Genomic DNA, 26316 nt, shown 5'->3' with positions numbered 1-26316 from the left:
ATCCTGAAGTTGACGATATGCCGTCGATCAGGTGGCCAGGCGTGGCCAATGGTTCATGCATAAGCTCATTGAAACCGTCACCCGCAGGAGATCGCCCATGTACGGCATGCGCGCCCAAGACAACGCCCCCGCCACCCACTTTCGTTGTGACCGCTTGTGTCGTGTGAATGGAGAGCTGTATTTCACCACGCGGGAACGCACGCTGGAGGGGCCGTTTGAAAACCGGGAAGCAGCGGCGCGTGAGATTCAGGCGTATATCGAGCGGATGCAGTTTTTGTGCATGAGCCGGTAAACCGCGGCGTCTGCATTCGCGAGCAAGCCCGCTCCCACATTTGACCGTATCCAACGTTGGAATTCGGTCAAATGTGGGAGCGGGCTTGCTCGCGAATGCAGTTGATCAGGCAACAAATCTTGCAGATTTAACGCACCACCTCAAACAACCCGGTCGCCCCCATCCCGCCCCCCACGCACATGGTAACGATGCCGTAGCGCAGGTTACGCCGCTGCAACTCACGCACGATGTGCCCGACCTGACGCGAGCCGGTCATGCCGAATGGATGGCCGATGGCAATCGAACCGCCGTTGACGTTGTATTTATCGTTGTCGATTTCCAGCCGATTGCGGCTGTACAGGCATTGCGAGGCGAAGGCTTCGTTGAGTTCCCACAGATCAATGTCGGCAACTTGCAATCCCTTGGCCTTGAGTAACTTCGGCACCGAAAACACCGGGCCGATGCCCATCTCGTCCGGCTGACACCCGGCCACGGCAAAACCGCGAAAGAAGGCTTTAGGATTGAGCCCCAGCGCCAGGGCTTTTTCCAGGCTCATCACCAGGGTCATCGAAGCGCCGTCGGACAGCTGCGATGAGTTGCCAGCGGTCACCGAGCCGTCCTCGGCAAACACCGGCTTCAACCCGGCCAGGCTTTGCAGCGTGGTGTCCGGGCGGTTGCAGTCGTCGTGATCGACGACGCCCTCGAGAATCTGCACCTGGCCGGTGGCCTTGTCTTCAACGCGATACTTTACCGCCATCGGCACGATTTCATCGTTGAACAACCCGGCGGCCTGCGCCAGGGCAGTACGTTGCTGACTTTGCAGGGCGTACACATCCTGCTCCTGGCGACTGACAGCGTAACGACGCGCGACGATTTCGGCGGTCTGGCCCATGGGGAAATAGATGCCCGGCACCTGCTCTTTCAACAGCGGGTTGATCAGGTTGTCGGTGTTGACGCTTTTCATGGTCAGGCTGATCGACTCGACGCCACCGGCGACGATGATGTCGCTGCAGCCCGAAGCGATTTGATTGGCGGCTATGGCAATGGCCTGCAAGCCCGATGAACAGAAACGGTTAAGGGTCATGCCACCGGTGCCAACGCCCAGATGCGACAGCACCGCGACGTTACGGCCGATATTGAAGCCCTGGGCGCCTTCGTTGGAGCCGGCGCCGACGATGCAATCCTCGACGCTGGCCGGGTCGACGTCATTGCGCGTGAGCAGCGCATTGACACAGTGGGCCGCCATGTCGTCCGGGCGGGTCATGTTGAACTTGCCGCGAAAGGATTTGGCCAGGCCGGTCCGTACGCTGTCGACGATCACCACTTCACGCATGGCATACACCTCATTGTTGTTGTCAGTCAGGAGTTGGACCGAGCATAAGTCCACCCTATGACTGACCGCGACAATCATTCACCTCGCGTATGCGTAGCCATCGGTTCAGCGCTTGCGTTTTCGCTGTTTCTTCTCACGTTTGTCGGACTTTTCGAACGCCGCTTCCAGCGCCTGGTTAAGGGTGCGCAGGACCTTGACCCGCGCCCAGCGTTTGTCGTTGGCTTCCACCAGGGTCCACGGTGATATCTCGGTGCTGGTGCGATCGACCATGTCGCCGACGGCGGTGCGGTAATCGTCCCACTTGTCGCGATTGCGCCAGTCGTCTTCGGTGATCTTGAAACGCTTGAAGGGGATTTCTTCACGCTCCTGGAAGCGCTCCAGTTGGGTCTGTTTGTCGATGGCCAGCCAGAACTTGACCACGATCACCCCGGCGTCGGCGATCTGCTCTTCGAAGTCGTTGATCTCACCGTAGGCGCGCAACCAATCCGCCTTGCTGCAATAGCCTTCGATGCGCTCCACCAGCACCCGGCCATACCAGGAACGATCGAATACGGTGAATTTGCCCCGCGCCGGAAGATGCCGCCAGAACCGCCAGAGATACGGCTGGGCCCGTTCTTCCTCGGTAGGCGCGGCGATCGGCACAATGTCGTACTGGCGCGGGTCGAGTGCCGCGGCCACCCGACGGATCGCCCCGCCCTTGCCTGCTGCGTCGTTGCCTTCGAACACCGCAATCAACGCGTGGCGGCGTATGCGTTTGTCGCGCATCAGCCCGGAAAACCGTGCCTGTTCGGTAATCAGCTGTTCTTCGTAATCGTCCTTGTCCAGGCTGAGCGTCATGTTCAGGCAGTCGATCAAATTCACCTGATCGACGCTGGGGAACAAGGGCGCGACGCTGACCTTGTCCGGATGAATCCTGGGTCTTTTCAGTGCACTTTGCAGGCCATTGAGCAGAATCTTGCCGACCGTCAGGCTTCTATAGTTCGCGTCCACGCCTGCAATCACATGCCACGGCGCATAGTCGCGGCTGGTGCGGCGCAACACCCGCTCGCCGTACTTGACGAATTTGTCGTAAGTCTGCGATTGCTGCCAGTCCAGCGGGCTGATGCGCCAACTGTGCAGCGGGTCATCGGCCAGCGCCTTGAGCCGTGCTTTCATTTGTTTCTTGGAGAGGTGAAACCAGAACTTGAAGATCAGCGCGCCTTCATCGCATAGCATTTTTTCCAGCCGTTCGGCCCCATTGATGCTTTGATCGAGTCGCGGATCCTTGAACAAACCATGAACCCGTCCTTGCAGCATCTGGCTGTACCAGTTGCCGAAGAAAATCCCCATGCGCCCCTTGGCCGGAAGCATCCGCCAGTAGCGCCAGGCCGGTGGTCGCGCCAGTTCTTCGTCGGTTTGCTGGTCGAAGGTGCGGACCTCAATCAGACGCGGGTCCATCCACTCATTAAGCAGCTTGACCGTCTCGCCCTTGCCGGCCCCTTCGATGCCGTTGATCAAGATGATCACGGGAAAGCGCCGTTGCTGCCGAAGTTCGAACTGCGCTTCGAGCAAGGCCCCACGCAGGGCCGGCACTTCAGCGTCATAGGTTTCTTTGTCGATGGCATGACCGATTTCGGCAGATTCGAACATGGAGCAGCTCCTTCCAGGATTGAGCAAGACTAGCGGAAGATGGAGGTGTGCGGTGATGTAAAAAAGATCAAAAGATCGCAGCCTTCGACAGCTCCTGCATGGGACCGATGTACACCTGTAGGAGCTGCCGAAGGCTGCGATCTTTTGTGGCAGCACACCCATTTGAGCAGGCGGGCTAGAATAGCCACCTTGCCGTTGCCGAGCCTGCCATGAAACCTGTACTGCCCCACGCCCAGCTCGACTGGGACGACCAAGGTCGTCCGCGTTCGCGGGTGTTCGATGATGTGTATTTTTCCGACCAGTCGGGCCTTGAAGAAACCCGCTACGTGTTTCTCCAGCAAAACGATTTGCACGAGCGTTTCGCCGCCTTGCCGGCAAGCGGTCGATTGGTGATTGGCGAAACCGGGTTCGGTACCGGACTGAATTTTCTCTGTGCCTGGCAGTTGTTCGAACAGCACGCGGCGGCCGGTGCGCGACTGCATTTTGTCAGCGTCGAAAAGTACCCGCTGAGCGCGCCCGATCTGCAACGGGCCCTGGCGTTATGGCCAGAACTCAAGCCGTTTGCCGATCAATTGCTGGCGCAATACGTCGCGATCCATCAAGGCTTTCAGCGCCTGGTGCTGGACAACGGCCGCGTCACCCTGACCTTGCTGATTGGCGATGCACTGGAGCAGTTGCCCCAACTGGATGCGCAAATCGACGCCTGGTTTCTCGACGGTTTCGCCCCGGCGAAAAACCCCGACATGTGGACCGCCGAATTGTTTACCGAACTGGCGCGCCTGGCGGCACCCGGTTCGACCATCAGCACCTTCACCAGCACCGGTTGGGTGCGCCGCCTGCTGAATGCGGCGGGTTTCAAGATGAAGCGCACGCCAGGCATCGGCCATAAATGGGAAATTCTGCGGGGCACGTTCCTCGGTTGGCCTGAAGATGCCGCTAAACCGACCTCGGCAAAACCCTGGTTCGCTCGCCCACAGCCGCTGACCGGCGAACGCCGCGCCCTGGTGATCGGTGCCGGGCTGGCCGGTTGCGCCAGTGCCGCCAGCCTGGCCGCGCGGGGTTGGCGCGTGAGCCTGCTGGACCGCCACGAAGCACTGGCGCAGGAAGCCTCGGGCAATCCTCAGGGCGTGCTGTACCTCAAGCTTTCGGCCCATGGCACAGCGTTGTCGCAGTTGATCGTCAGCGGTTTTGGGTACACCCGCCGTCTGCTGGAGCAATTGCAGCGTGGCGTCGACTGGGACGATTGCGGGGTGTTGCAACTGGCCTTCAATGCCAAGGAAGCCGAGCGTCAGGCGCAATTGGCCACGGCCTTTTCACCGAGCCTGGTGCACCTGCTCGATCAACCTCAGGCCCAGGCCCGGGCCGGCATCGAATTGGCCCACGGCGGCTTGTTTTACCCTGAAGGCGGCTGGGTTCATCCGCCCGCGCTGTGTCAGTGGCAGGCGTCTTCAACGAACATCCAGTGGCTGCCCCATCGCGACGTGCTGGAACTGCGCAAGGTTGATGATCAGTGGCAAGCCTGGGACGGCGATGCATTGCTGGCCAGCGCACCGGTGGTGATTCTGGCCGGCGCCGCCGAGATCAAGCGTTTTCCCCAAAGCGCCGACCTGCCCCTCAAACGCATTCGCGGCCAGATCACCCGACTGGCACAAACCCCTGAGAGCCAGAGCCTGGCCACCGTCGTCTGCGCCGAAGGCTATGTGGCGCCCGCACGCCTGGGCGAACACACACTCGGCGCCAGCTTCGATTTCAAAAGCGATGAGCTGACCCCGACTGTCGCCGAACACCTCGGCAATCTGGCGTTGCTCGAGGAAATCTCTACTGATCTGGTCACCCGTCTGCATGTTCCAGAGCTGGACCCGCAGCAGCTTGAAGGGCGCGCAGCATTCCGCTGTACCAGCCCCGACTACCTGCCGATCGTCGGACCGTTGGCCGACCAGGCTACCTTCGTCCAAGCCTATGCCGCGCTGAGCAAAGATGCCCGGCAAGTGCCCGATGTTCTCTGCCCATGGCTCGACGGGTTTTACGTCAACAGCGGTCACGGTTCTCGCGGTTTGATCACCGCGCCATTGTCTGGCGAATTGTTGGCGGCATGGCTTGAAAACGAGCCGCTGCCCTTGCCCAGAATCGTGGCTGAGGCCTGTCATCCCAACCGTTTTGCCTTGCGCCAATTGATCCGCGGAAAAGCCTGATCCATGGGCATATAACTTATCGGTCTAAAACTCGAGGGATTCACGTGGGTCAGTTTCCGGGTACCCGCCGTTTTTGGCGAGGTATCGATTGACCCTCCCCAACGGAAAAACCGGTAAGGACTTATGTGCGGATTAGCTGGAGAATTACGTTTCGACCATCAACCTGCGGACCTCGCAGCCATTGAACGAATCACCCATCACCTGGCCCCTCGCGGCCCTGATGCGTGGGGCTTCCACAGCCAGGGGCCGATTGCCCTGGGTCATCGGCGCCTGAAAATCATGGACCTGTCGGACGGCTCGGCCCAGCCGATGATCGACAACCAACTAGGCTTGTCCCTGGCCTTCAACGGCGCGATCTACAACTTCCCGGAACTGCGCACTGAGCTGGAAAACCTCGGTTACGCCTTCTATTCCGGTGGCGACACCGAAGTGCTGCTCAAGGGCTATCACGCCTGGGGCGAAGCTCTGTTACCCAAACTCAATGGCATGTTCGCCTTCGCCATTTGGGAGCGCGATGCCAAGCGTTTGTTCATTGCCCGTGACCGTCTCGGCGTGAAGCCGTTGTACCTGTCGCGCACCGGTCAACGCCTGCGCTTTGCCTCGACGCTGCCGGCCTTGCTCAAGGGCGGCGATATCAATCCGATCCTCGACCCGGTGGCGCTCAATCATTATCTGAACTTCCATGCAGTGGTTCCGGCCCCGCGCACCTTGCTGGCGGGCATCGAGAAACTGCCCCCGGCGAGCTGGATGCGCATCGACGCGGACGGCACCACCGAGCAGAAAACCTGGTGGACCCTGCCCTACGGCCCAAATGCCGACGAACTGAACCTGACCCTCGAAGACTGGCGCGACCGCGTGCTCGACAGCACCCGTGATGCGGTGGCGATTCGTCAACGGGCGGCGGTGGACGTTGGCGTGTTGCTTTCCGGCGGCGTCGATTCAAGTCTATTGGTGGGCCTGTTGCGCGAAGTCGGGGTCGAAAATCTGTCGACCTTTTCCATCGGTTTCCAGGATGCCGGCGGCGAGCGTGGTGACGAGTTCCAGTATTCGGACCTGATCGCCAAGCACTACGGCACCCAACATCACCAACTGCGCATCGACGAAAAAGAGATCATCGAGCAACTGCCCGCGGCGTTCCGCGCCATGAGCGAGCCGATGGTCAGCCATGACTGCATCGCGTTCTATCTGCTGTCTCGCGAAGTGGCCAAGCACTGCAAGGTGGTGCAAAGCGGCCAGGGCGCGGACGAGTTGTTCGCCGGGTATCACTGGTATCCGCAGGTGGACGGTGCGAGCGATCCGTACGCAGCGTATCGCGATGCGTTTTTCGACCGCAGCTACGCCGACTACGCCGCCACGGTGCAGCCCAAATGGCTGACGGCCAACGACGCGGCCGGCGACTTTGTGAAAGAGCATTTCGCCCAGCCCGGTGCCGATGCTGCCGTGGACAAAGCCCTGCGCCTGGACAGCACCGTGATGCTGGTGGATGACCCGGTCAAACGCGTCGACAACATGACCATGGCCTGGGGTCTGGAAGCGCGTACGCCGTTTCTCGACTATCGCCTGGTGGAATTGTCAGCGCGGGTGCCCGGCAAATTCAAACTGCCGGATGGCGGCAAGCAAGTCTTGAAAGAAGCGGCGCGGCTGGTCATTCCCAGTGAAGTGATCGACCGCAAAAAGGGTTACTTCCCGGTCCCCGGCCTCAAGCATTTGCAGGGCGACACGCTGAACTGGGTGCGTGAACTGCTGCTCGATCCGAGTCAGGATCGTGGCCTGTTCAACCCCGCCATGCTCGACCGCCTGCTGACCGATCCACAAGGTCAACTGACCCCGTTGCGCGGCTCCAGGCTGTGGCAATTGGCAGCCTTGAACCTGTGGCTCAGTGAACAAGGAATCTGATCGATGAAACCTCACGCCACGGCTTATAGCCAACGCTTGTTGCGCGGTCAGACGCCCTCTTACGAACGCTTGCAGGCGCGCCTGGCCGAAGACGGCAGTGAATTGGGCGCCGCGCCAATCGCGGTGCATTGCGGTTGGGGCCGGCTGCTGATCGGCCATACCTTTCCCGATGCGGCGAGCCTTGCCCAAGAGTTGCTCAATGAGCAGCCCGGTGAGCGGGACATCGCCTTGTACGTTGCCGCGCCCCAGCAAGTGCTGGGGCTGGAGCCGGCGCAACTGTTTCTTGACCCCTCAGACACCTTGCGCCTGTGGTTCAGCGATTACCGCCAGGCCACCCGGGTGTTTCGCGGCTTTCGCATCCGTCGGGCGCAAAGCGAGGCGGACTGGCAGGCTGTCAATCAGCTGTATCAGGCACGCGGCATGCTACCCATTGATGCGAACTTGCTGACGCCTCACCCCCAGGGCGGCCCGGTTTACTGGCTGGCCGAAGATGAGGACAGCGGCACCATTATCGGCAGCGTCATGGGCCTGAATCATCACAAGGCGTTCAACGATCCGGAAAACGGCAGCAGCCTGTGGTGCCTGGCGGTCGATCCGCACTGTTCGCGCCCAGGCGTCGGTGAAGTGCTGGTGCGGCACTTGATCGAACACTTTATGAGCCGTGGCCTGAGTTATCTGGATTTGTCGGTGCTGCACAACAACCGTCAGGCGAAAAGTCTTTACGCCAAGCTCGGTTTTCGCAATTTGTCGACCTTCGCCATCAAGCGCAAAAACGGCATCAACCAGCCGTTGTTTCTCGGCCCAGGCCCCGAAGCCGAGTTCAATCCGTATGCGCGGATCATCGTCGAAGAGGCTCATCGGCGCGGCATTGATGTGCAGGTGGATGACGCGCAAGCGGGTCTGTTTACCTTGATTCACGGCAGTCGTCGGGTGCGTTGCCGCGAATCCCTGAGCGATCTGACCAGTGCCATCAGCATGACCTTGTGTCAGGACAAAAGCCTGACCCACAAGATGCTGAAAAACGCCGGTCTTGAATTGCCCGCCCAACAACTGGCGGGGAGCGCGGACGACAACCTGGCGTTTCTCGACGAGCATCAACGGGTGGTGGTCAAACCGCTGGACGGTGAACAGGGCCAAGGGGTGGCGGTGGATTTACGGACCATCGAAGAGGTTCAGCACGCCATCGAAAACGCCCGCACCTTCGACAGTCGGGTACTGCTGGAAAGCTTCCATGAAGGCCTCGACTTGCGGATTCTGGTGATCGGTTTCGAAGTGGTCGCCGCTGCTATTCGCCGGCCGGCGGAAGTGGTGGGCGATGGTCAGCATTCCATCGGTGCGCTGATCGAAGCCCAGAGCCGTCGCCGTCAGGCAGCAACCAGCGGTGAAAGCAAAATTCCGCTGGACCATGAAACCCAGCGCACCTTACAGGCTGCAGGTTACGACTACAGCAGCATTCTGCCGGCCGGCGAGCATCTGTTCGTGCGGCGCACGGCGAATCTTCATACCGGCGGCATTCTCGAAGACGTCACGGCGATTCTGCATCCGACCTTGGTGGACGCGGCGGTGCGCGCGGCGCGGGCGCTGGATATCCCGATGGTCGGGCTCGACCTGATGGTGCCGGCCGCCGACCAGCCGCAGTATGTGTTTATCGAAGCCAATGAACGTGCCGGGCTGGCCAACCATGAACCGCAGCCGACGGCGGAGCGGTTTGTGGATTTGCTGTTTCCGCATAGTCAGCCGGTGATCTCTTAGTTATGGAGTGCCCGGACTGACGCCTTCGCGAGCAAGCCCGCTCCCACATTTGACCGCGTCCCCCTGTGGGAGCGGGCTTGCTCGCGAAGGCGGCCTCACAGGCGCTGAACATCTAACCAGACCTCCCCCTCATCGAAACCATCGATGCTCTCAACTCATCAGGAGTTTCCATGACCCGCAAAATTCCCGAACCGGATCTCGATTATCTGCAAAAAGTCCTGCTGGAAATGCTCGCCATTCCCAGCCCTACCGGCTTCACCGACACCATTGTGCGTTACGTTGCCGAGCGTCTCGAAGAACTGGGCATTCCCTTTGAGATGACCCGGCGCGGCACCATCCGCGCCACCCTCAAGGGCAAGCAGAACAGCCCGGACCGCGCGGTCTCCGCCCACCTGGACACCATTGGCGCGGCGGTTCGCGCGATCAAGGACAATGGTCGCCTGACCCTGGCGCCGGTCGGTTGCTGGTCCAGCCGTTTTGCCGAAGGCAGCCGCGTCAGTCTGTTCACCGACAACGGCGTAATTCGCGGCAGCGTGTTGCCGTTGATGGCTTCCGGGCACGCGTTCAACACCGCAGTGGATGAAATGCCGATCAGTTGGGATCACATCGAATTGCGTTTGGACGCCTACTGCGCCACCCGCGCCGATTGCGATTCGCTGGGGATCAGCATCGGCGATTTCGTCGCCTTCGACCCGTTGCCGGAGTTCACCGAAAGCGGCCACATCAGCGCCCGTCACCTCGACGACAAGGCCGGTGTCGCTGCACTGCTGGCAGCGCTGAAAGCCATTGTCGACAGCGGCGAGGAACTGATGATCGACTGCCATCCGCTGTTCACCATCACCGAAGAAACCGGCAGCGGTGCAGCGGCGGCCCTGCCTTGGGACGTCAGCGAATTCGTCGGCATCGACATCGCGCCGGTCGCGCCCGGCCAGCATTCCAGCGAACACGCGGTGAGTGTGGCGATGCAGGACTCCGGCGGGCCTTATGACTACCACCTGTCGCGCCACCTGCTGCGCCTGGCCAGCGACAACGAACTGCCGGCGCGCCGCGATCTGTTCCGCTATTACTTCAGCGATGCTCATTCTGCCGTTACGGCCGGCCACGACATTCGCACCGCCCTGCTCGCTTTCGGTTGCGATGCCACCCACGGTTATGAACGCACGCACATCGACAGCCTCGCCGCCCTCAGCCGCCTGCTCGGCGCCTACATCCTCAGCCCGCCGGTATTCGCCAGCGATGCACAACCGGCCAAGGGCTCCCTGGACCGGTTCAGTCATCAGATCGAACACGAGACGCAAATGGAAAGCGACACGCGGGTGCCGTCGGTGGATAGCTTGATTGGGCAGCGTTCAGACGGTTGAGTTTTACCTGTAGATGTTCGGTGGCTGAACGATCGTCTTCGCGAGCAAGCCCGCTCCCACAGGTGACCGAGTTCTTTCATAGGAATGCGATCGAATGTGGGAGCGGGCTTGCTCGCGAAGGCGGTGGATCAGGCATCAGATGAGCCCAGGCTAGCCGCAACCGCCCATTCGCCGTAGCATCGCGCCATTGTTTAGCCGAGGTGCCTTATGCTGATCCCCCACGACCAACTTGAAGTCGACACGCTGACCCGCCTGATCGAGGATTTCGTGACCCGCGACGGCACGGACAATGGCGATGACACACCGCTGGAAACCCGCGTGTTGCGTGTTCGTCAGGCATTGACCAAAGGCCAGGCGTTGATCGTCTTCGATCCGGAAAGCGAACAATGCCAGTTGATGCTCAAGCACGACGTGCCCAAGCATCTGTTCGACTGAGACCTTTAACGGGCTTTGGCTTTCGCCTGTTGGATCTGGATGCGCTCATAGACTTCGGCGCGATGTACGTTGACCTCCTGCGGCGCTTCAACACCAAAACGCACGCTGCTTCCATTGACGGCGAGAACCCGCACGGAAATGTTGTCACCAATGGAAATCAACTCGCCCACAACGCGACTGAGTACAAGCATGGCATTCATCCTTCAGGGTTACCGGCCCTTGAAGATGCCCGTCGCGTAGCAGGTCTTCAATGCAACGGCAGCAAAACAGTCTTGCCCTACAGCCCAAAAGCTTCGCCCTGACGGACGCGTCCGACAAACCGGTTGAATGAAGGACCGATCCTTCAGGATGCGGAAAAGCGTGGGCCAAACAGGATGACGCTCGCCCCCATTACACACAGCGCCACGCCAATCCAGTCCGAGCCCAGCGGACGAATCCGCTCGACCACCGCCAGCCAACCGATCGACGCAATGATGTAGATACCACCGTAGGCGGCATAGGCGCGGCCGGCGTAGCTCGCTTCGACCCGGGTCAGCAGCACCGCGAACAGGATCAGGCTGAGCAACGCCGGGATGATCCACCAAGCGCTTTTACCCTGGCGCAACCACATCCAAAAGGCAAAGCAGCCGGCGATTTCGAACAGCGCGGCGAGGAAAAACCACAGGTAATTGAGCATGCAGATATCTCGTGAGGATGACCGGTTGCGGCCACCCTAACGACGGTCTTGCGCACGGGCAAGTTCAGCTTGCGGATTGTTTGGCCTTGGCGCGCATTTTGTCGGCCATCACGGTCATTTCGTTGTAGAGCACTTGCGGGTCTTTCTGTTTGATCGCCCAGGCCATGCGGCCCTGTTCGTGAGGCAGTATGAGGAATTGGCCGGCGGCCACCTGCTGATAGATGTAATCGGCAATGTCGGCAGCGGTGATCGGCGAGCTTTCCAGCAACTTGCCGACCTGGGCTTTCATGGCCGGAGTCGGGCCGCGGAAAGAGTCCAGCAAGTTGGTCTGGAAGAACGACGGGCAGACCACATGCACGCTGACTTCGTCGTGGGCCAGTTCGATCAACAGACTTTCGGACAATGCAACCACACCCGCCTTGGCCACGTTGTAGTTGCTCATGGCCGGACCTTGCATCAGTGCGGCCATCGAGGCGATGTTGATGATCTTGCCTTTGCTTTTCTCCAGTAGCGGCAGGAAGGCCTTGCAGCCCTTGACCACACCCATCAGGTTGATCGCGATCTGCCAGTCCCAGTCTTCCAGCGACAATTCACTGAAGAACCCGCCCGAGGCCACGCCGGCGTTATTGACGATGACATCGATGCCGCCGAACTTCTCTTCACAGGCTTGGGCGAACGCCGTCAGTTGGCTGTAGTCGCGCACATCACAACGCTGAATGAAACCATCACCGCCGGCTTCGCGAACCCGCTTCAGGGTTTCTTGCAGGCCGGGTTCACTGACATCCGACAAGGCCAGCTGCCAGCCTTCACGCGCCCAGCGCAGCGCGATTTCGCGACCCAGGCCTGAGCCCGCGCCAGTGATCATCATGCGATTTTGCATAGCAAACAGCCTTGTTGTTCCGGGGAAGATGCACCGAGTGTAGCGAAGGATAATGCGCGACCCACGCTCCATCAGATTGCTGAATGGCCAGCAATGAACCACGACGCGGTCCGGTTGTTTCAACTTTGAGACGCAGTAAAAGAAATAAACGTACTTGCCAAATACATTAAAAAAACCTGGAATTTTTCTTCATATCCATGAGTCGGATTTTGTAAGCAGCTAGGATTAATACAAGTCCTGCTGATGGCTAAAACGCCAGGTCAAATCCACAACCAACAAGGAAATAGACATGGGCACAATTCTTATCATTATTCTTATCCTGTTGCTGTTAGGTGGTCTGCCGGTCTTCCCATACTCCAGAAGTTGGGGTTACGGCCCGTCCGGTATCATCGGCGTGGTGTTGGTGGTGCTGTTGATCCTGCTGCTGCTTGGCAAGATATAAAGGTTTTGCCGGCAAAAAAAAGAGGCCCTGCGAAGGGCCTCTTTTCTATTGCGCCATAACTTAGTCTGGCTTGCCGTCAACGACACCGGCGGTGTTATCGATCAGGCTTTTGGTGGCCGTCTGGATGAACGACTCGAGCTTTTGCTTGAGCGCTGCTTCGTCAGCCGATGCCGGGATCACTTCACCTTTGGGATTGGCGCCCAGTTCATATTGATACAACTTGGGCGGCATCTCTTTGGGCAGTACCAGCACGCGATCCCCAGTGAGTAATGCAACTGTCTGATCGCTGCCCGACGGCTTGATCACACCAAAACCCTTGTCGCCTTCCGGTAGGTTCAGCATATCGCGACCCCAGCATTGATGAACCACCTCTCCACCAATACGGCCCATGATGGTCGGCACGATGTCGATCTGGGTGCCGACGGTGTGGTCGACCTTGCCGAATTTTTCCTGGACGCCCGGCCCGATCAGCAGCATCGGCACGTTGAAGCGACCCAGGTCCATTTCAGTGATCTGCTGTTCATTGCCAAAACCGTGGTCGCCGACCACCACAAACAGGGTTTCCTTGAAATACGGCTCTTTGCGGGCCTGTTCGAAGAATTGACCCAACGCCCAGTCGGAGTAGCGCATGGCGGTCAAATGGTCGTTGAGGCTGCCGCGATCGGTCACAGGTTTCACCGGCAATGGCGTCGGCAAAGCGTATGGTGTGTGGTTGGACAGCGTTTGCAGCAAGGCATAGAACGGTTTCTTGTCCTTGCCATCGCGGGCCTTCAATTCTTCCAGGCCACGGTTGAACATGTCCTGGTCGGACACGCCCCAGGTCGGATCGGAAAACACCGGGTTGACGAAGTCATTACGCCCGATGAAGTTGGTCATGCCCTGGTTGCTGAAGAAGCCTGACTGGTTGTCCCAGGCGAAGTCGCCGTTGTAGACGTACACATCATCGTAGTCACGGGCGCTGAGCAACTGCGGCAGGCCGGACAGTTTGTGGCTGCCTTCAGGCGTCTGCATCAGGTATTCGAAACCCGGCAAGTTCGGGAAGCAGGCCATGGTGGCGAACATGCCCTGGTGGGTATGGGTGCCGTTGGAGAAGAAACGATCGAACAACAGGCCTTCTTTTGACAGTTTGTCGAAGTACGGCGTGATGTCACCCGGACGACCCAAGGCGCCCACCGAGTGACCGGCGAAGCTTTCCATCAGGATCACCACGACGTTCTTGATCGGCAGAGTCTTGTTGGTGTCGGGGCTGAAATTGCGACGCACCGCGGCGGTCTCGGGATCGACCAGCTTGTCGCTCGGGGTCAACAACGAATCACGCACGGTCTGCTGGGCCTGGGGCTGTGGCAGTGTGGCTTTCCAGACATTGTCGCGATGTTCGGACAGCCGGCTTTTGGCCGCCGCAACCAATGACAACGTGCCATTGAGGCCCAACTGATTGGCGAAGTTGGAGTCGGTGGTGTAAACGTCACCCCAACGCATGGGCGGCCCCTGACGCAGAGTGCCACGAGCAGCGACCACGCAGACCAACAGGCAGACCACGAACACCGCGCCACGCGTATACCACGGAGCGACCTGCCGCGTACTGATGCTGCCACCGCTGAACGGCCCGCGAGGACGCGTGGCGCGGTCGGCGCCCTTGAATGCAAGCGTCAGAATCAACGTGCCCACGGCCCAGGCCAGCAGGTAGCGAACCACCGGAAAACCGTACCAGAGCATGCTCATCACGGTTTTCGGGTCTTCTTTCACGTACTGGAAGACCAGACCGTTGAGGCGCTGGTGGAACTCGCGGTAAAAGTCCATCTCCATCAGGCCGAGGAACAGCGCGATGCTCGAGACAACGGTCAGCCACAACCGGAAAAACCCGCGGGCGGCCATCGCCCTGACGCTGAACAGTGCCAGCAGCAGCGGAATGCTGAGGTAAACCACCAGGCGCAAGTCGAAACGCAGGCCGTTGGCGAACGCTTCCAGAAAGGTCGAAGCCGGTGTGTCGAGGATCATCGAGCTGTTGTAGACCAGCAGCGCCAAGCGCAGCAGGCTGAACATGACCATCATGACCACCGCACACATTAGCGTGTAGGCCAGATGCGATTTGACGGTCGGTTGCAGCAGGCGACTAGAAGCTCGCTGCTGACTCAGGGCGTCCGGGTTTGCCATGTCGTTTTAGGACCCATTGGAAGTTGAAGTTTCAAAAAATACAGCGGCGCTTTGCCTGAGGCTGGTCGGTTAACCTGTGGGAGCGGGCTTGCTCGCGAAGGCGGCGGTACAGTCAACATTAATGTCGTCTGACACACCGCTTTCGCGAGCAAGCCCGCTCCCACATGGACTTGCGTTTAACTGGCCGCCATCAGCTGTCTTGCCCTCTGTCGGGGCTTGCGCGGTGCGCAAATGTTGCACGATCAACTGCGGCATTACCATTGATTACTGGCCGACTGTCGCTTGCAGCGTCTGGGACAAGAGGCGTGGCGTAAGGTTGCGCAGGCCTACGGGCTGAAGCGCGGGTGAATTGTCTTGGAGGCTTTGTGAAAATTTCGTTCAACGCATATCCAGAAACAAAATAAAGCCCCGCCCTTGGTAAGAAAAAGCAAACGCCCCGATCAAATCGCAATGCTGTTCACTTAAGAGTCTTGAGTCAGTGAGTAACCTGTGGCGAGGGAGCTTGCTCCCGCTTGAGTGCGTAGCACTCACAAAAATCGGTGATTGTTATCAGATTTTTGGGGCCGCTACGCAGCCCAACGCGAGCAAGCTCGCTCGCCACAAAGGTTGGCATGACAGAGAGTCGCGCTTAAGTGAACAGCGTTGCGATCAAATCGGGGCGTTGTCCAACAGGCCATATCAAAAGAATACGCGGTTACTTCTCGGCGCGTTCTTTCAGGGCTTTGAGGGTGTTGAACGGCGCATCGACCACAAACTTGTTGGCCAACCACGACGGCACGCTGCCGCCGGGTTCGGTATGGGCCTGATAAGTCACTTCGACTTGATCGCCTTTAGGGACGAGCTTCCAGAACCCTTTAACCTGGGCGACCCGTACAAAACCTTTTTCTTCAGGAAGATATTTCGGTTGGCCTTCCAGTTCACGGGTCAGGCTACCATCGGCGCCTTCAACAGTGGTGATATGCAACACGGAGTCGCGAGGAGTGACCGGCCAAGGGGTATTGAACCGGGTGTAGGTCCAGCTCTGGTTACCGTCATGTTTGAGTAACTTCTGAGTCTTGCACTCGTGAATCCATGCACAGGCACCCGGCACGTCTTCCTGCAATGCACGCAGTTTGGCCATGGTGGTCTTCATGACGGTCACGCCACGGTACGCCTTGTATTGGGAACCGGCCACTTCACTCAAGGACACCTTGATGCCCTGTTCTTCCTTGGCGGTTTTCCACTCTTCGGCCTGGGCTGTGGAAGCCAGTAAAACCGTCAAACCACACAGCACAGCCATACGATGCAGCGAACCCATAGTCTTTTCCTTGTTGTTGAAGTTCCGTTCGTTGAACACATCACGCGGCCGTCATTTGCTCCCACCAGCCCAGCAACTTGATCGCTTCATCGCTGCTGCTTCCGCAGACTTCGACATCGGCTTCAAATGCCGAACACACCGCAGGGCGTTCCGGCTTGCCGAAAATGCTGCACAGGTTATCGGCAGACAGCTGGACGCAACGTTCTCCGGCGGCTTTGCCATTGGGCATGCCGGGAATCGGCGAACTGATGGAAGGGGCAATGCAACAGGCGCCACAGCCTTCACGGCATCTCATGACGACAAGCTCCTCGCGACGGGTAAAGGGACGTGGCACAGAGTAACGGCTAAAACGGCTGTTTAAAATTACCTGAGCCCGGGTTTTTTCATTCAAACGAACGTGACCGAGCAGTCTCCGACAAAGCGCCTGGTGCGCGGGTCACGATTGGGAGGAAATTACTGCTTGAACTCGAATTCCAGCGCCGCGCCTTCAACTTCCCGCCGCTCTGAATTGCGCAGCTGCAACTGCATTTCGTTGCTGAGCAGGCGACCGTTGAGCTGGAACGGGCTGCTCTTGTCACCGAACATTTGTGGCAATAGCGTATCGCGTGGGGGCAAGGTTACCGTGCCGACCGGTTTCAGTTCTTCGACCATGTCCTTGGGCAGGCTCAAGTCGAGATCTGCCGAAGGGAGTTTGGTTTTCACGACTTCACTGGCCGGTTTCGACTTGGCGGCAATGGGGGAACGTTTCTTTACCGTTGCTGCTTTCTTTTTGGTCGGTGCGACTTTTTTGACCGGTGCCGCTTTTTTCGCAGGGGTGCTGGCTGTCGGTTTTTCCTGAACGGAAGCCGCCAGGACGCCTTCCGGGTGACAGGTCATTAACAGGCAGATCAACAACCAGGCGGCAGGAAAAATCGGCTTCATGGACCCAACGGCGTGAACGGCAGAAGGCTATATGCTCGCCTGTTGGAGACGACAAGACAAGCGGGCAGTTCACCACTGCCCGTCCGGTCAAAAACCGCTCGCCGTCTCCTGGCAAAGTTGCGTCGCCAGTAACCCCAACGTCATCAATGCACGCTCGGCCTCGCGGTTCCAGGGGATGCCACAATTCAGGCGAATGCAATGATTGAACTGCTCGGTATTACTGAAAATCAGCCCCGGCGCAATGCTGATGCCCTGCTGCAATGCACGCACATGCAGTTCCTGCGTATTCACCCGCCCCGGCAGACTGACCCACAGAATGAAGCCGCCGGTGGGCCGAGTCATCTGCGTGCCTTCCGGGAAGTACTGCTGCACCGCCAGTTGAAAAGCGCTGAGATTCTTGCGGTACTCCTGACGGATGTAGCGCAAATGCCGGTCGTAGCCACCATTTTCCAGATAAGCCGCAATGCCCATTTGCGTGACGCTACAGGCCGAATGGGTGCTGAAGGTCTGCAAGCGCTGGATTTCCTGCTGGTACTTGCCGGCAATCATCCAGCCAATGCGTACACCGGGCGACAGGGTTTTGGAGAAGCTGGAGCAATAGATCACCCGATCCAGCCGGTCGTAGGCCTTGAGCGATTTGGTGCGACCTTGCTCGAACATCAGTTCGCCGTAAATATCGTCTTCGACGACCTGGATATCGAAATCCGAGGCCAGGCGCAGCAATTGTTTCTGCCGTTCTTCGGGCATGGTGCCGCCCAAGGGATTGCTCAGGCGCGTGGTCAGCACCAGCGCCTTGATCGACCACTGGTTGGCCGCCAGTTGCAGGGCTTCCAGGCTCATGCCGGTGGCTGGATCACTGGGGATTTCAATGACTTTGAGCCCCAGCAGGTCGGCCAGTTGCAGCAAACCGTAATAGGTTGGCGACTCGGCCGCGATCAGATCGCCCGGCCGGGTCAACACGCGCAGAGACATCTGCAACGCATCGACGCAGCCGTGGGTGATCACCACTTCCGACGGGTCGACCACCACACCGGCGTCGCGCATGCGGATTGCCACTTGCCGACGCAACGGCTCGAAACCAGGGCTGAACATGTAGCTGAACGCCCGCGGGCTATGGAAACGGGTGACTTTGGCCAGTTGCTGATGCAGCGCCCGCACCGGCAGATAGTCGACGCTCGGAACGGCGGCGCCCAACGGAAAGACGCCTTCGCGGCGGGATTCGACCAGGACTTGCTGAATGATGCTGCTGCGGGTGACAAGGCCTGGTCGCTCGACCCGGGCAATGTCCGGGGTTGGCGCCGTGAGCGCCGGCGTCTGGTGCACGTAGTAACCGGATTGCGGCCGGGCACGAATCAGCCCCTGATCTTCAAGGTTGGCGTAGGCCTGCAACACCGTTGCATGGCTTACGTTGAGCTGCGAGCTCATCTTGCGCACCGAAGGCACGCGCTCCCCTGGCTGGTAAACACCGCGGCGGATGTCTTCGGCCAGTTGCTGAGCAATACGTTGGTAAAGCAAGAGATTGGTCATGACGCAGCACTCGATTTCACGGGCATTTTATTCTTGTGTAAAACAATACCGGAACAGTTTTGAAGTGTACTGGGACAGTTGTCACAATAGTCGACCGTACAGTGCATTGTCAGCAAAAACTGTACTGTTTTATGGAGAGTATTGCGCTGATTGGCAGGCATAAAAAACCCGGCACTGCTGAAGGCCGGGTCGTAGAAGCTGGTAGGAGCTGTCGAGTGAAACGAGGCTGCGATCTCTCCAGGTCCACTTGAGTCTCAAGCGAAAGATCAAAAGATCGCAGGCTCCTACAGGATTTCCGGTGTCATCCAGACCGGTGTGCCTGGCTTTTCCAAGCAACGCCCCCTTAGCGAGCGGCGCCGAGCTGGCCTTTTTCGTCGGAGAACACAATTTCCACCCGACGGTTCTGTGCACGACCACGTTCTGAGGCGTTCACTTCCACCGGGTATTCATCGCCGTAGCCTTCGACTTTGATACGTTTGTCGTCGATACCCAGGTCCATCAACACATCCGCCACCGATTGCGCACGGTCGCGGGACAGCTTGAGGTTTTCCTGTTTACCGCCAGTGCTGTCGGTATAGCCTTCGATCCGCACCACACGCTTAGGGTTGAGCTGCAAGAACTGGACAATCTTCAGCACCACGCGGTTTGCCGAACTTTTCAGCTCTGCTTCACCGGTATCGAACAGCACATCGCCCAGAGTCATCACCAGACCACGGTCGGTTTGGGTAGTCGCCAACGCCACGATCTGCTCTTCGAGCCACTTGCCCTGTTGCTGCACGCTGAGCAACTTGGACTCACGCAGGGCCAGTTGCAGGCGCTGACGCTCGAGTTCGAGCTTCGCCGCGCGTTCCTCGTTGAGCACTTGATTGGTGTGTTCCCGGGCGATTTCGCTGTAGCGCCGGCTCAGGTAGGCGTAATGCACAACGTCCGAACCGCTGCCCCAGTAGCTGGACAGACGATCGGCCCGGGCCAGCGACTCGCCGGCGCGGATCACGTCTTTGGGCGCAATGCGCAGCACGTTGGAGTCTTCCTTGACCTTCTGAAAGTCAGTGCCGGCCTGTTGGATAACGGCTTCGCTGTGTTGACCGGCGCAACCATAAAGGCTTGCGCAACCGGCCAGGATCAAGCCGCCGAGCGCTTTGGTTTTCAGGCTCATTGGGCATCTCCCAGTTGCTTGCGCAGACGAGTGATGCGGGTATTGAGCACGTTCAACTGCTCCTCACTCTTGAGGGTCAGAACCCGGGCTTCGGCCAGACGCGCGTCCAGCTCGGCCTGCTCGGCCCGCATGCGCGCATTCTTGAAGGACTGGTCGGCCATGTTGCCCTTGGCACGCTTGAACTTGTCTTCAGCCAGTTTCAGCTCCGGCACTTCGTCGGCGGTAGCACCCACGGCCTTGGCTTGTTCAAGAGCCTGTTCGGTCAGGCGTATTTGTTCATTCGGCGCCGGATCGGCTGCACAACCCGCCAGAGCCAGAACGGCCAGGGCAGCGAAAAGAGGTCGAATACTCACTAAGAATCCCTACTGTTTTGGGGTACTGACAGGTTGTGGCTGCGGTTGCGAGCGTTGCGCTTTCCAACGCTCGATATTGCGCAGTAGCGCAGCTTCTGTCAGTCCGGACGCGGGCAATTCTGTCATCTTTTTGGCCAGCTGTCCGCGCAACCAGGGATCGTTGCAGGCAGAGTTATGGGAAACCGCAAGATACAGGCCCGGTTTGTCGATGGGGTGTGGGTGGGCCATCAAGTCATTGGCCATCCCCAGCGTTTGCACCAGGGCCATGCCCGAGTAGCGTCCGGCGAGGACAAATTCCACCTCGTTCAGCAGCAATTTCTGAAAGGCCTGGGTCAGATTGGGCGTGCGCAACAGGGTTAATTGCTGCTCGGCAAAAATACCGAATGCGGGGGTTATACGAGCCTTTTCCGACAACGCACCGGGATGACCGCGAAGGTCCTGCGCTTCGTTGTAGACCAGTAACGAATCGTTGCGGGTCCAGACCAGGTAATCGTTTTCCAGCAGCGGTGGATGGATGTAATCCAGATTTTCCAGCTCACTGACCATTAACGGCGCATCGGCCAGTATGTCCATGCGTCCGCTGCGCACTTCATCCAGGGCCTGGGAGCGTTTGCCGGCGTAAAGCAGTTCGACCGTGATGCCCAACTCCCCCGCCACGTGCTGCAACAGATCAGCGCTGGCGCCAATCAGATGCTTGGGGTTTTGTGGGTCTTGCCACAGGTACGGCGGCGCGTCCGGGCTGCCGGTCACTACCAGGCGCTCACACTTGCCAGCGGCTATGGACAGCCCTGGCAAAAGCGTCAGCCCCAGCAGTAATGACCAGCCACACACGCGGCGTAAATCCATGGGGACACTCCCTACAACCCAATATTTTCGCCCGTATGAGCTGTGTAGGAGCTGTGTAGGAAGCTGTCGAGTGAAACGAGGCTGCGATCTTTTGATCTTGCTCTTGATACTCAAGTGCGACAGGAAAGATCGCAGCCTCGTTTCACTCGACAGCTCCTACATAGCTCCTACAGAACCACAAAAAAAGCCCGACCAAAAGGCCGGGCTCTTTATAAGTCAAGCCGCCGGATTAGACCAGCTTCTCGAACTCGGGGATGGCTTCGAACAGGTCCGCCACCAGGCCGTAATCGGCCACCTGGAAGATTGGCGCTTCTTCGTCCTTGTTGATCGCAACGATCACTTTGGAGTCCTTCATGCCGGCCAGGTGCTGGATCGCGCCGGAGATACCGACGGCAATGTACAGCTGCGGCGCAACGATCTTGCCGGTCTGACCAACCTGCATGTCGTTGGGTACAAAACCTGCGTCGACCGCGGCGCGGGAAGCACCGACGGCAGCGCCCAGCTTGTCAGCCAGGGCGTACAGGTGTTTGAAGTTGTCGCCGTTCTGCATGCCGCGACCGCCGGAAACGACGATTTTGGCAGCGGTCAGTTCCGGACGATCGGACTTGGCCAGTTCTTCGCCAACGAAGCTCGAAGTGCCAGCGTCGTGAGCAGCCGCAACGGCTTCAACGGCCGCCGAACCACCTTCAGCGGCAACCGGGTCGAAACCGGTGGCACGCACGGTGATCACTTTGACCGCAGCGTTCGATTGAACGGTTGCAATGGCGTTACCGGCGTAGATCGGGCGCTTGAAGGTGTCAGCGCTTTCGACCGAGATGATCTCGGAGATCTGGTCAACGTCCAGCTGAGCCGCAACGCGCGGCAGGATGTTTTTGCCGTTGGACGTCGCAGCAGCCAGGATGTGGCTGTAGCCTTTGCCCAACTCCGCTACCAGCGGCGCGACGTTTTCCGGCAGTTGATGAGCGTAGGCAGCGTTGTCGGCTGTCAGCACTTTGGATACGCCAGCGATTTTTGCAGCGGCTTCAGCTACGGCGCCAGCGCCCTGACCTGCAACCAGAACGTGGATATCACCACCGATCTTGGCGGCAGCAGCCACAGTGTTCAGCGTGGCCGGGGCCAGTACTTTGTTGTCGTGTTCAGCAATAACCAAGATAGTCATTTAGATTACCTTCGCTTCGTTCTTGAGTTTTTCAACCAGTTCAGCCACCGACTTGACCTTGATACCCGCGCTGCGTGCAGCCGGCGCTTCGACTTTCAGGGTCTTGTTGGTGGAGGCGGTGGAAACGCCCAAAGCGTCCGGAGTCAGCACTTCGAGAGGCTTCTTCTTGGCTTTCATGATGTTTGGCAGAGACGCGTAGCGCGGCTCGTTCAAACGCAGGTCGGTGGTGACGATGGCCGGCAGTTTCAGGGAAACCGTCTGCGCGCCGCCGTCGATTTCGCGAGTCACGGCAACGCTGTCGCCGGACACTTCGACTTTAGAGGCGAAGGTGCCCTGCCCGTAGCCGCTCAATGCAGCGAGCATCTGGCCAGTCTGGTTGTTGTCGCTGTCGATGGCTTGTTTGCCGAGGATCACCAGCTGAGGCTGTTCCTTGTCGACAACAGCTTTCAACAACTTGGCAACGGCCAGGGAAGTCAGATCTTCAGCGGATTCGACGAGGATGGCGCGGTCGGCACCCAGAGCCAGCGCGGTGCGCAGTTGCTCTTGAGCGGTGGACGGGCCGATGGAGACGACGACGATTTCAGTCGCAACGCCTTTCTCTTTCAGACGTACGGCTTCTTCCACTGCGATTTCGCAGAATGGGTTCATCGACATCTTGACGTTAGCGAGGTCGACGCCGGAATTGTCCGCCTTGACACGAACCTTGACGTTGTAATCCACAACGCGTTTGACAGCTACAAGAACCTTCATGGATTCCTCGTTACTCTCCGGTGAAAAGAAAGTCGCCTAGGCGAACCTGGCGGTTGATGCTCATCGGCGCAAGGGCACCTCTAAAAACGCTGGCAGGTGTAAAGGTGAACCTTACTCACGAGGCGGATAACCGTTCGTCAGTGGTGACTGACGGGTCATTCATTATCGTGGCGTGTAAACTGCGCGAAAAACCTGCGCGGCGCATCACCTTGTACTGCCATCGCCCTGTCTTTAGAGGTGCTCTTGAAACCAACAGTCAGCCTACGGCGAGCGCAAAACCGACCGTATCTTGACCGGAACGCCTATTCCGGTCAATACGGCAAAATGGCCACTCATAAGCCGCGGTGACTTTGATTTATCTGGCTTCGAGCCAATTCAAACAAACGTTTGTATTGGACGCTAGGAGTGGTGTAGATATAATGCGCCACCTAGAGAGAAAGGTGGTCATCCATTGTGCGTTCCGGCCGTTGCCGGAGGAAATAATGGATGCAACGCCAAACCTCCAATTAGAAAAAAAACTGTTGAGCCTTGAGTAGGAGATAGCCTGTGGAACGCGAATACATGGAATTCGACGTGGTCATCGTCGGTGCCGGCCCCGCTGGCCTGTCCGCCGCCTGCCGTTTGAAGCAGAAGGCCGCCGAAGCCGGTAAGGAAATCAGCGTCTGCGTGGTCGAAAAAGGCTCCGAAGTCGGTGCTCACATCCTGTCCGGTGCCGTGTTCGAACCACGCGCCCTGAACGAACTGTTCCCTGACTGGAAAGAACTCGGCGCGCCGCTGAATACGCCAGTCACACGCGATGACATCTTCGTTCTGAAAAACGCCGACAGCGCACAGAAGATTCCTGACCTCTTTGTGCCCAAGACCATGCACAACGAAGGCAACTACATCATTTCGCTGGGCAACCTGTGCCGCTGGCTGGCTCAGCAGGCCGAGAACCTGGGCGTGGAAATCTACCCGGGCTTCGCCGCCCAGGAAGCCCTGTTCGACGAGAACGGCGTGGTTCGCGGGATCATCACCGGCGATCTGGGCGTTGACCGCGAAGGCAATCCAAAAGAAGGCCTGTATACCCCGGGCATGGAACTGCGTGCCAAGTACACGCTGTTCGCCGAAGGTTGCCGCGGCCACATCGGCAAGCAGCTGATCAAGCGCTTCAACCTCGACAGCGAAGCCGACGCCCAGCACTACGGCATCGGCCTGAAAGAAATCTGGGAAGTCGACCCAGCCAAACACCAGCCAGGCCTGGTAGTCCACACGGCCGGTTGGCCGCTGGACATCATGGGCACCGAGAACACCGGTGGCTCGTTCCTCTATCACCTGGAAAACAACCAGGTGGTGGTCGGCCTGATCGTCGATCTTTCCTACAGCAACACCTTCCTGTCGCCGTTCGACGAGTTCCAGCGCCTCAAGCATCACCCGGTGCTCAAGCAATACCTGGAAGGCGGCAAGCGCATCAGCTACGGCGCGCGTGCTATCTCCAAAGGCGGCTTGAACTCGCTGCCGAAAATGGTTTTCAAGGGCGGCGCACTGATCGGTTGCGACCTCGGCACGCTGAACTTCGCCAAGATCAAAGGCAGCCACACCGCGATGAAATCCGGCATGCTCGCCGCTGACGCCGTGGCCGATGCGCTGTTCGCGGAGAAGGATGGCACCGAAGAGCTGACCACTTACGTCGACGCTTTCAAGAAGAGCTGGCTCTACGACGAACTGTTCGCCAGCCGTAACTTCGGCCCGGCGATCCACAAGTTCGGCGCCATCGTCGGCGGTGGTTTCAACTGGCTCGACCAGAACATCTTCGGCGGCAAACTGCCGTTCACCCTGCACGACACCAAGCCGGATTACGCTTGCCTGAAACTGGCGGCCGACTGCAAGAAGATCGACTATCCGAAACCGGACGGCAAGATCAGCTTCGACAAACTCAGTTCGGTGTTCATCTCGGGTACCAACCACGAAGAGGAGCAGCCTTGCCACTTGAAGCTGACCGATCCGAGCATTCCGATTGCCAAGAACCTGCCACTGTACGATGAGCCTGCCCAGCGTTACTGCCCGGCCGGCGTGTACGAAGTGGTGACCCAGGAAGACGGCGAGAAGCGCTTCCAGATCAACGCCCAGAACTGCGTTCACTGCAAGACCTGCGACATCAAGGACCCTGCACAGAACATCACCTGGGTGGCGCCGGAAGGCTCTGGCGGCCCGACGTACCCGAACATGTAAGTCGAACAGCTGAACATCAAGGCTCCCGAAATGGGGGCCTTTTTGTTGCCCGAAATCCAGGCATCAACACCAAACCAATGTGGGAGCGGGCTTGCTCGCGAAAGCGATATATCAGTCGACATCAATGTTGGATGATAAACCGCTTTCGCGGGCAAGCCCGCTCCCACAGGGATTTGTGGTGCATCAAGCAGCCCGCTCATCCCCTGGATTGCGTTCGAAGTAACGCTTGTACTCGCGGCTGAACTGCGACGTGCTCTGATACCCCACCCGATGCGCCACCTGGGCCACGCCCAACCCTTCGCCCAGCAACAACTGCTGGGCCCTGAGCAAGCGCAAACGCTTCAAATACTGCACCGGCGACAACAACGTGCAGCGCTTGAAATGCTCATGAAATGTCGACGCGCTCATGTTCGCGCAACTGGCCAGGGTCTCGACATTCAGCGGCTCGGTGTAATGCGCATGCAGATGACTCAGGGATGCCGCGATCCGGGCGAACTGCCCCTGTTGTTCCACCAACGCGCGCAATACATCCGCTTGCGGCCCGCGCAACGCCACGAACAACAACTCACGCAAACGCGCCGGGCCCATGATCTGGCATTCCAGCGGATCGTGCAGGCAGCGCAACAACCGCTCCACACAACCGCGCATGGCATCGTCGAGCACCGCCGAGGTCATGGACTCGGGCGTCTGCGCGGGAACCGTGCGCCCCGGTGAAAGCCCCATGGCCAATACCAACTCACCGAGCATCACCCGGTCGATGGCGATGGAAACGCCCAGCATCGGGCCATCCGGCGCCGAAAACGTCTCGCACTCGAAGGGCACCGGCAACGCCTGAATCAGGTAATGCCCGGCCCCGTACTCAAGCGTACGCGGGCCCAGATACGCCAACTTGCTGCCTTGGGCGATGATGACCAGGCTTGGCTCGTAGATTTGCGGGCCACGGGCGACATCACAACTGGCGCGCAAAACCTGCACACCCGGCAACGCTGTGGAAGCGAAACCGTCGCGATTAGTCAAAGGCTGAATCAGCGAAACCAGGGTGGCATTGGCATCGAGATGACGGGTCAACAACATG

At 58.9% G+C, this 26316-nt stretch carries 24 protein-coding genes; 8 read left to right on the top strand and 16 right to left on the bottom strand.

The genetic code is table 11. The features are described from left to right. The first annotated feature begins 97 nt into the window (after nt 1-97). Nucleotides 98-292 (top strand): DUF6316 family protein, encoded by a 195-nt coding sequence (locus ABH909_RS11725; RefSeq protein WP_429433240.1) that lies wholly within the window; start codon nt 98-100, stop codon nt 290-292. A 127-nt stretch (nt 293-419) separates the two neighbouring features. Here ABH909_RS11725 and ABH909_RS11720 read toward each other — a convergent pair whose 3' ends face one another. Then, nucleotides 420-1604, bottom strand: a complete 1185-nt coding sequence (locus ABH909_RS11720) for a thiolase family protein (RefSeq protein ID WP_429433238.1) — start codon at nt 1602-1604, stop codon at nt 420-422. A gap of 105 nt (nt 1605-1709) precedes the next feature. Beyond that, a complete protein-coding gene (pap, locus tag ABH909_RS11715; RefSeq protein ID WP_429433236.1) occupies nt 1710-3233 on the bottom strand; it encodes a polyphosphate:AMP phosphotransferase in 1524 nt (507 codons plus the stop codon). Nucleotides 3234-3442: 209 nt separating this feature from the next. Between pap and mnmC the strand changes: the two genes are divergently transcribed. From mnmC to ABH909_RS11690, 5 genes are all read left to right on the top strand, one after another. Further along, entirely contained in the window at nt 3443-5425 is a 1983-nt protein-coding gene (gene mnmC / locus ABH909_RS11710; RefSeq protein WP_429433234.1) for a bifunctional tRNA (5-methylaminomethyl-2-thiouridine)(34)-methyltransferase MnmD/FAD-dependent 5-carboxymethylaminomethyl-2-thiouridine(34) oxidoreductase MnmC, read from the top strand. A 123-nt stretch (nt 5426-5548) separates the two neighbouring features. Continuing rightward, entirely contained in the window at nt 5549-7321 is a 1773-nt protein-coding gene (locus tag ABH909_RS11705; protein WP_429433233.1) for an N-acetylglutaminylglutamine amidotransferase, read from the top strand. 3 nt (nt 7322-7324) lie between these two features. Next, the gene (gene ngg / locus ABH909_RS11700; protein ID WP_429433231.1) at nt 7325-9073 is read left to right on the top strand and encodes an N-acetylglutaminylglutamine synthetase; all 1749 of its coding nucleotides are present in this window, start codon (nt 7325-7327) and stop codon (nt 9071-9073) included. 170 nt (nt 9074-9243) lie between these two features. Further along, a complete protein-coding gene (locus tag ABH909_RS11695; protein WP_429433229.1) occupies nt 9244-10434 on the top strand; it encodes an osmoprotectant NAGGN system M42 family peptidase in 1191 nt (396 codons plus the stop codon). Nucleotides 10435-10641: 207 nt separating this feature from the next. Beyond that, a complete protein-coding gene (locus ABH909_RS11690; protein WP_003199186.1) occupies nt 10642-10869 on the top strand; it encodes a YheU family protein in 228 nt (75 codons plus the stop codon). A 5-nt stretch (nt 10870-10874) separates the two neighbouring features. Here ABH909_RS11690 and csrA read toward each other — a convergent pair whose 3' ends face one another. The 3 genes from csrA to ABH909_RS11675 all read right to left on the bottom strand — a co-directional run bounded on the left by csrA (nt 10875) and on the right by ABH909_RS11675 (nt 12425). Then, the gene (gene csrA / locus ABH909_RS11685; RefSeq protein WP_429433227.1) at nt 10875-11060 is read right to left on the bottom strand and encodes a carbon storage regulator CsrA; all 186 of its coding nucleotides are present in this window, start codon (nt 11058-11060) and stop codon (nt 10875-10877) included. A gap of 152 nt (nt 11061-11212) precedes the next feature. Then, complete coding sequence (locus ABH909_RS11680) at nt 11213-11545, bottom strand: YnfA family protein (protein WP_429433225.1); 333 nt, start codon at nt 11543-11545, stop codon at nt 11213-11215. Nucleotides 11546-11609: 64 nt separating this feature from the next. Then, nucleotides 11610-12425, bottom strand: a complete 816-nt coding sequence (locus ABH909_RS11675) for an SDR family oxidoreductase (protein ID WP_429433223.1) — start codon at nt 12423-12425, stop codon at nt 11610-11612. A gap of 283 nt (nt 12426-12708) precedes the next feature. On the opposite strand from ABH909_RS11675, the gene ABH909_RS11670 reads away from it, so the two are divergent. Beyond that, nucleotides 12709-12867 (top strand): DUF3309 family protein, encoded by a 159-nt coding sequence (locus tag ABH909_RS11670; protein WP_177319020.1) that lies wholly within the window; start codon nt 12709-12711, stop codon nt 12865-12867. A 60-nt stretch (nt 12868-12927) separates the two neighbouring features. Here the strand turns inward: ABH909_RS11670 and ABH909_RS11665 are convergent, their stop codons facing one another. From ABH909_RS11665 to ABH909_RS11620, 10 genes are all read right to left on the bottom strand, one after another. Then, a complete protein-coding gene (locus ABH909_RS11665) occupies nt 12928-15021 on the bottom strand; it encodes an LTA synthase family protein (protein ID WP_429433221.1) in 2094 nt (697 codons plus the stop codon). Nucleotides 15022-15715: 694 nt separating this feature from the next. Then, on the bottom strand, nt 15716-16318 hold the full coding sequence (locus ABH909_RS11660; RefSeq protein ID WP_429433219.1) for an START domain-containing protein: 603 nt from the start codon (nt 16316-16318) through the stop codon (nt 15716-15718). Nucleotides 16319-16358: 40 nt separating this feature from the next. After that, on the bottom strand, nt 16359-16613 hold the full coding sequence (locus ABH909_RS11655; protein ID WP_019582607.1) for a YkgJ family cysteine cluster protein: 255 nt from the start codon (nt 16611-16613) through the stop codon (nt 16359-16361). A gap of 158 nt (nt 16614-16771) precedes the next feature. Then, a complete protein-coding gene (locus tag ABH909_RS11650) occupies nt 16772-17239 on the bottom strand; it encodes a translation initiation factor 2 (RefSeq protein WP_429433217.1) in 468 nt (155 codons plus the stop codon). A gap of 87 nt (nt 17240-17326) precedes the next feature. Continuing rightward, entirely contained in the window at nt 17327-18766 is a 1440-nt protein-coding gene (locus tag ABH909_RS11645) for a PLP-dependent aminotransferase family protein (protein ID WP_007903895.1), read from the bottom strand. Nucleotides 18767-19109: 343 nt separating this feature from the next. Continuing rightward, the gene (locus ABH909_RS11640) at nt 19110-19922 is read right to left on the bottom strand and encodes an OmpA family protein (RefSeq protein ID WP_429433215.1); all 813 of its coding nucleotides are present in this window, start codon (nt 19920-19922) and stop codon (nt 19110-19112) included. After that, the gene (locus tag ABH909_RS11635; protein WP_008073146.1) at nt 19919-20275 is read right to left on the bottom strand and encodes a DUF4398 domain-containing protein; all 357 of its coding nucleotides are present in this window, start codon (nt 20273-20275) and stop codon (nt 19919-19921) included. Before ABH909_RS11635 ends, ABH909_RS11640 begins: the two co-directional genes overlap by 4 nt. Nucleotides 20276-20284: 9 nt before the next feature. Beyond that, a complete protein-coding gene (locus ABH909_RS11630) occupies nt 20285-21121 on the bottom strand; it encodes a substrate-binding periplasmic protein (protein WP_429433213.1) in 837 nt (278 codons plus the stop codon). A 229-nt stretch (nt 21122-21350) separates the two neighbouring features. Next, complete coding sequence (locus tag ABH909_RS11625) at nt 21351-22280, bottom strand: electron transfer flavoprotein subunit alpha/FixB family protein (RefSeq protein WP_429433211.1); 930 nt, start codon at nt 22278-22280, stop codon at nt 21351-21353. After that, a complete protein-coding gene (locus ABH909_RS11620) occupies nt 22281-23030 on the bottom strand; it encodes an electron transfer flavoprotein subunit beta/FixA family protein (RefSeq protein WP_003226982.1) in 750 nt (249 codons plus the stop codon). A 546-nt stretch (nt 23031-23576) separates the two neighbouring features. On the opposite strand from ABH909_RS11620, the gene ABH909_RS11615 reads away from it, so the two are divergent. Further along, complete coding sequence (locus ABH909_RS11615; RefSeq protein ID WP_429433209.1) at nt 23577-25241, top strand: electron transfer flavoprotein-ubiquinone oxidoreductase; 1665 nt, start codon at nt 23577-23579, stop codon at nt 25239-25241. 183 nt (nt 25242-25424) lie between these two features. Here ABH909_RS11615 and ABH909_RS11610 read toward each other — a convergent pair whose 3' ends face one another. Then, the gene (locus ABH909_RS11610; protein ID WP_429433207.1) at nt 25425-26315 is read right to left on the bottom strand and encodes an AraC family transcriptional regulator; all 891 of its coding nucleotides are present in this window, start codon (nt 26313-26315) and stop codon (nt 25425-25427) included. Nucleotide 26316 lies beyond the last annotated feature (1 nt).

Source organism: Pseudomonas sp. BS3782 TE3695, assembly GCF_050435305.1.
GTDB lineage: Bacteria > Pseudomonadota > Gammaproteobacteria > Pseudomonadales > Pseudomonadaceae > Aquipseudomonas.
Note: the sequence above shows the minus strand (reverse complement) of the source record. Positions and strands in the feature narration are given on the sequence as shown.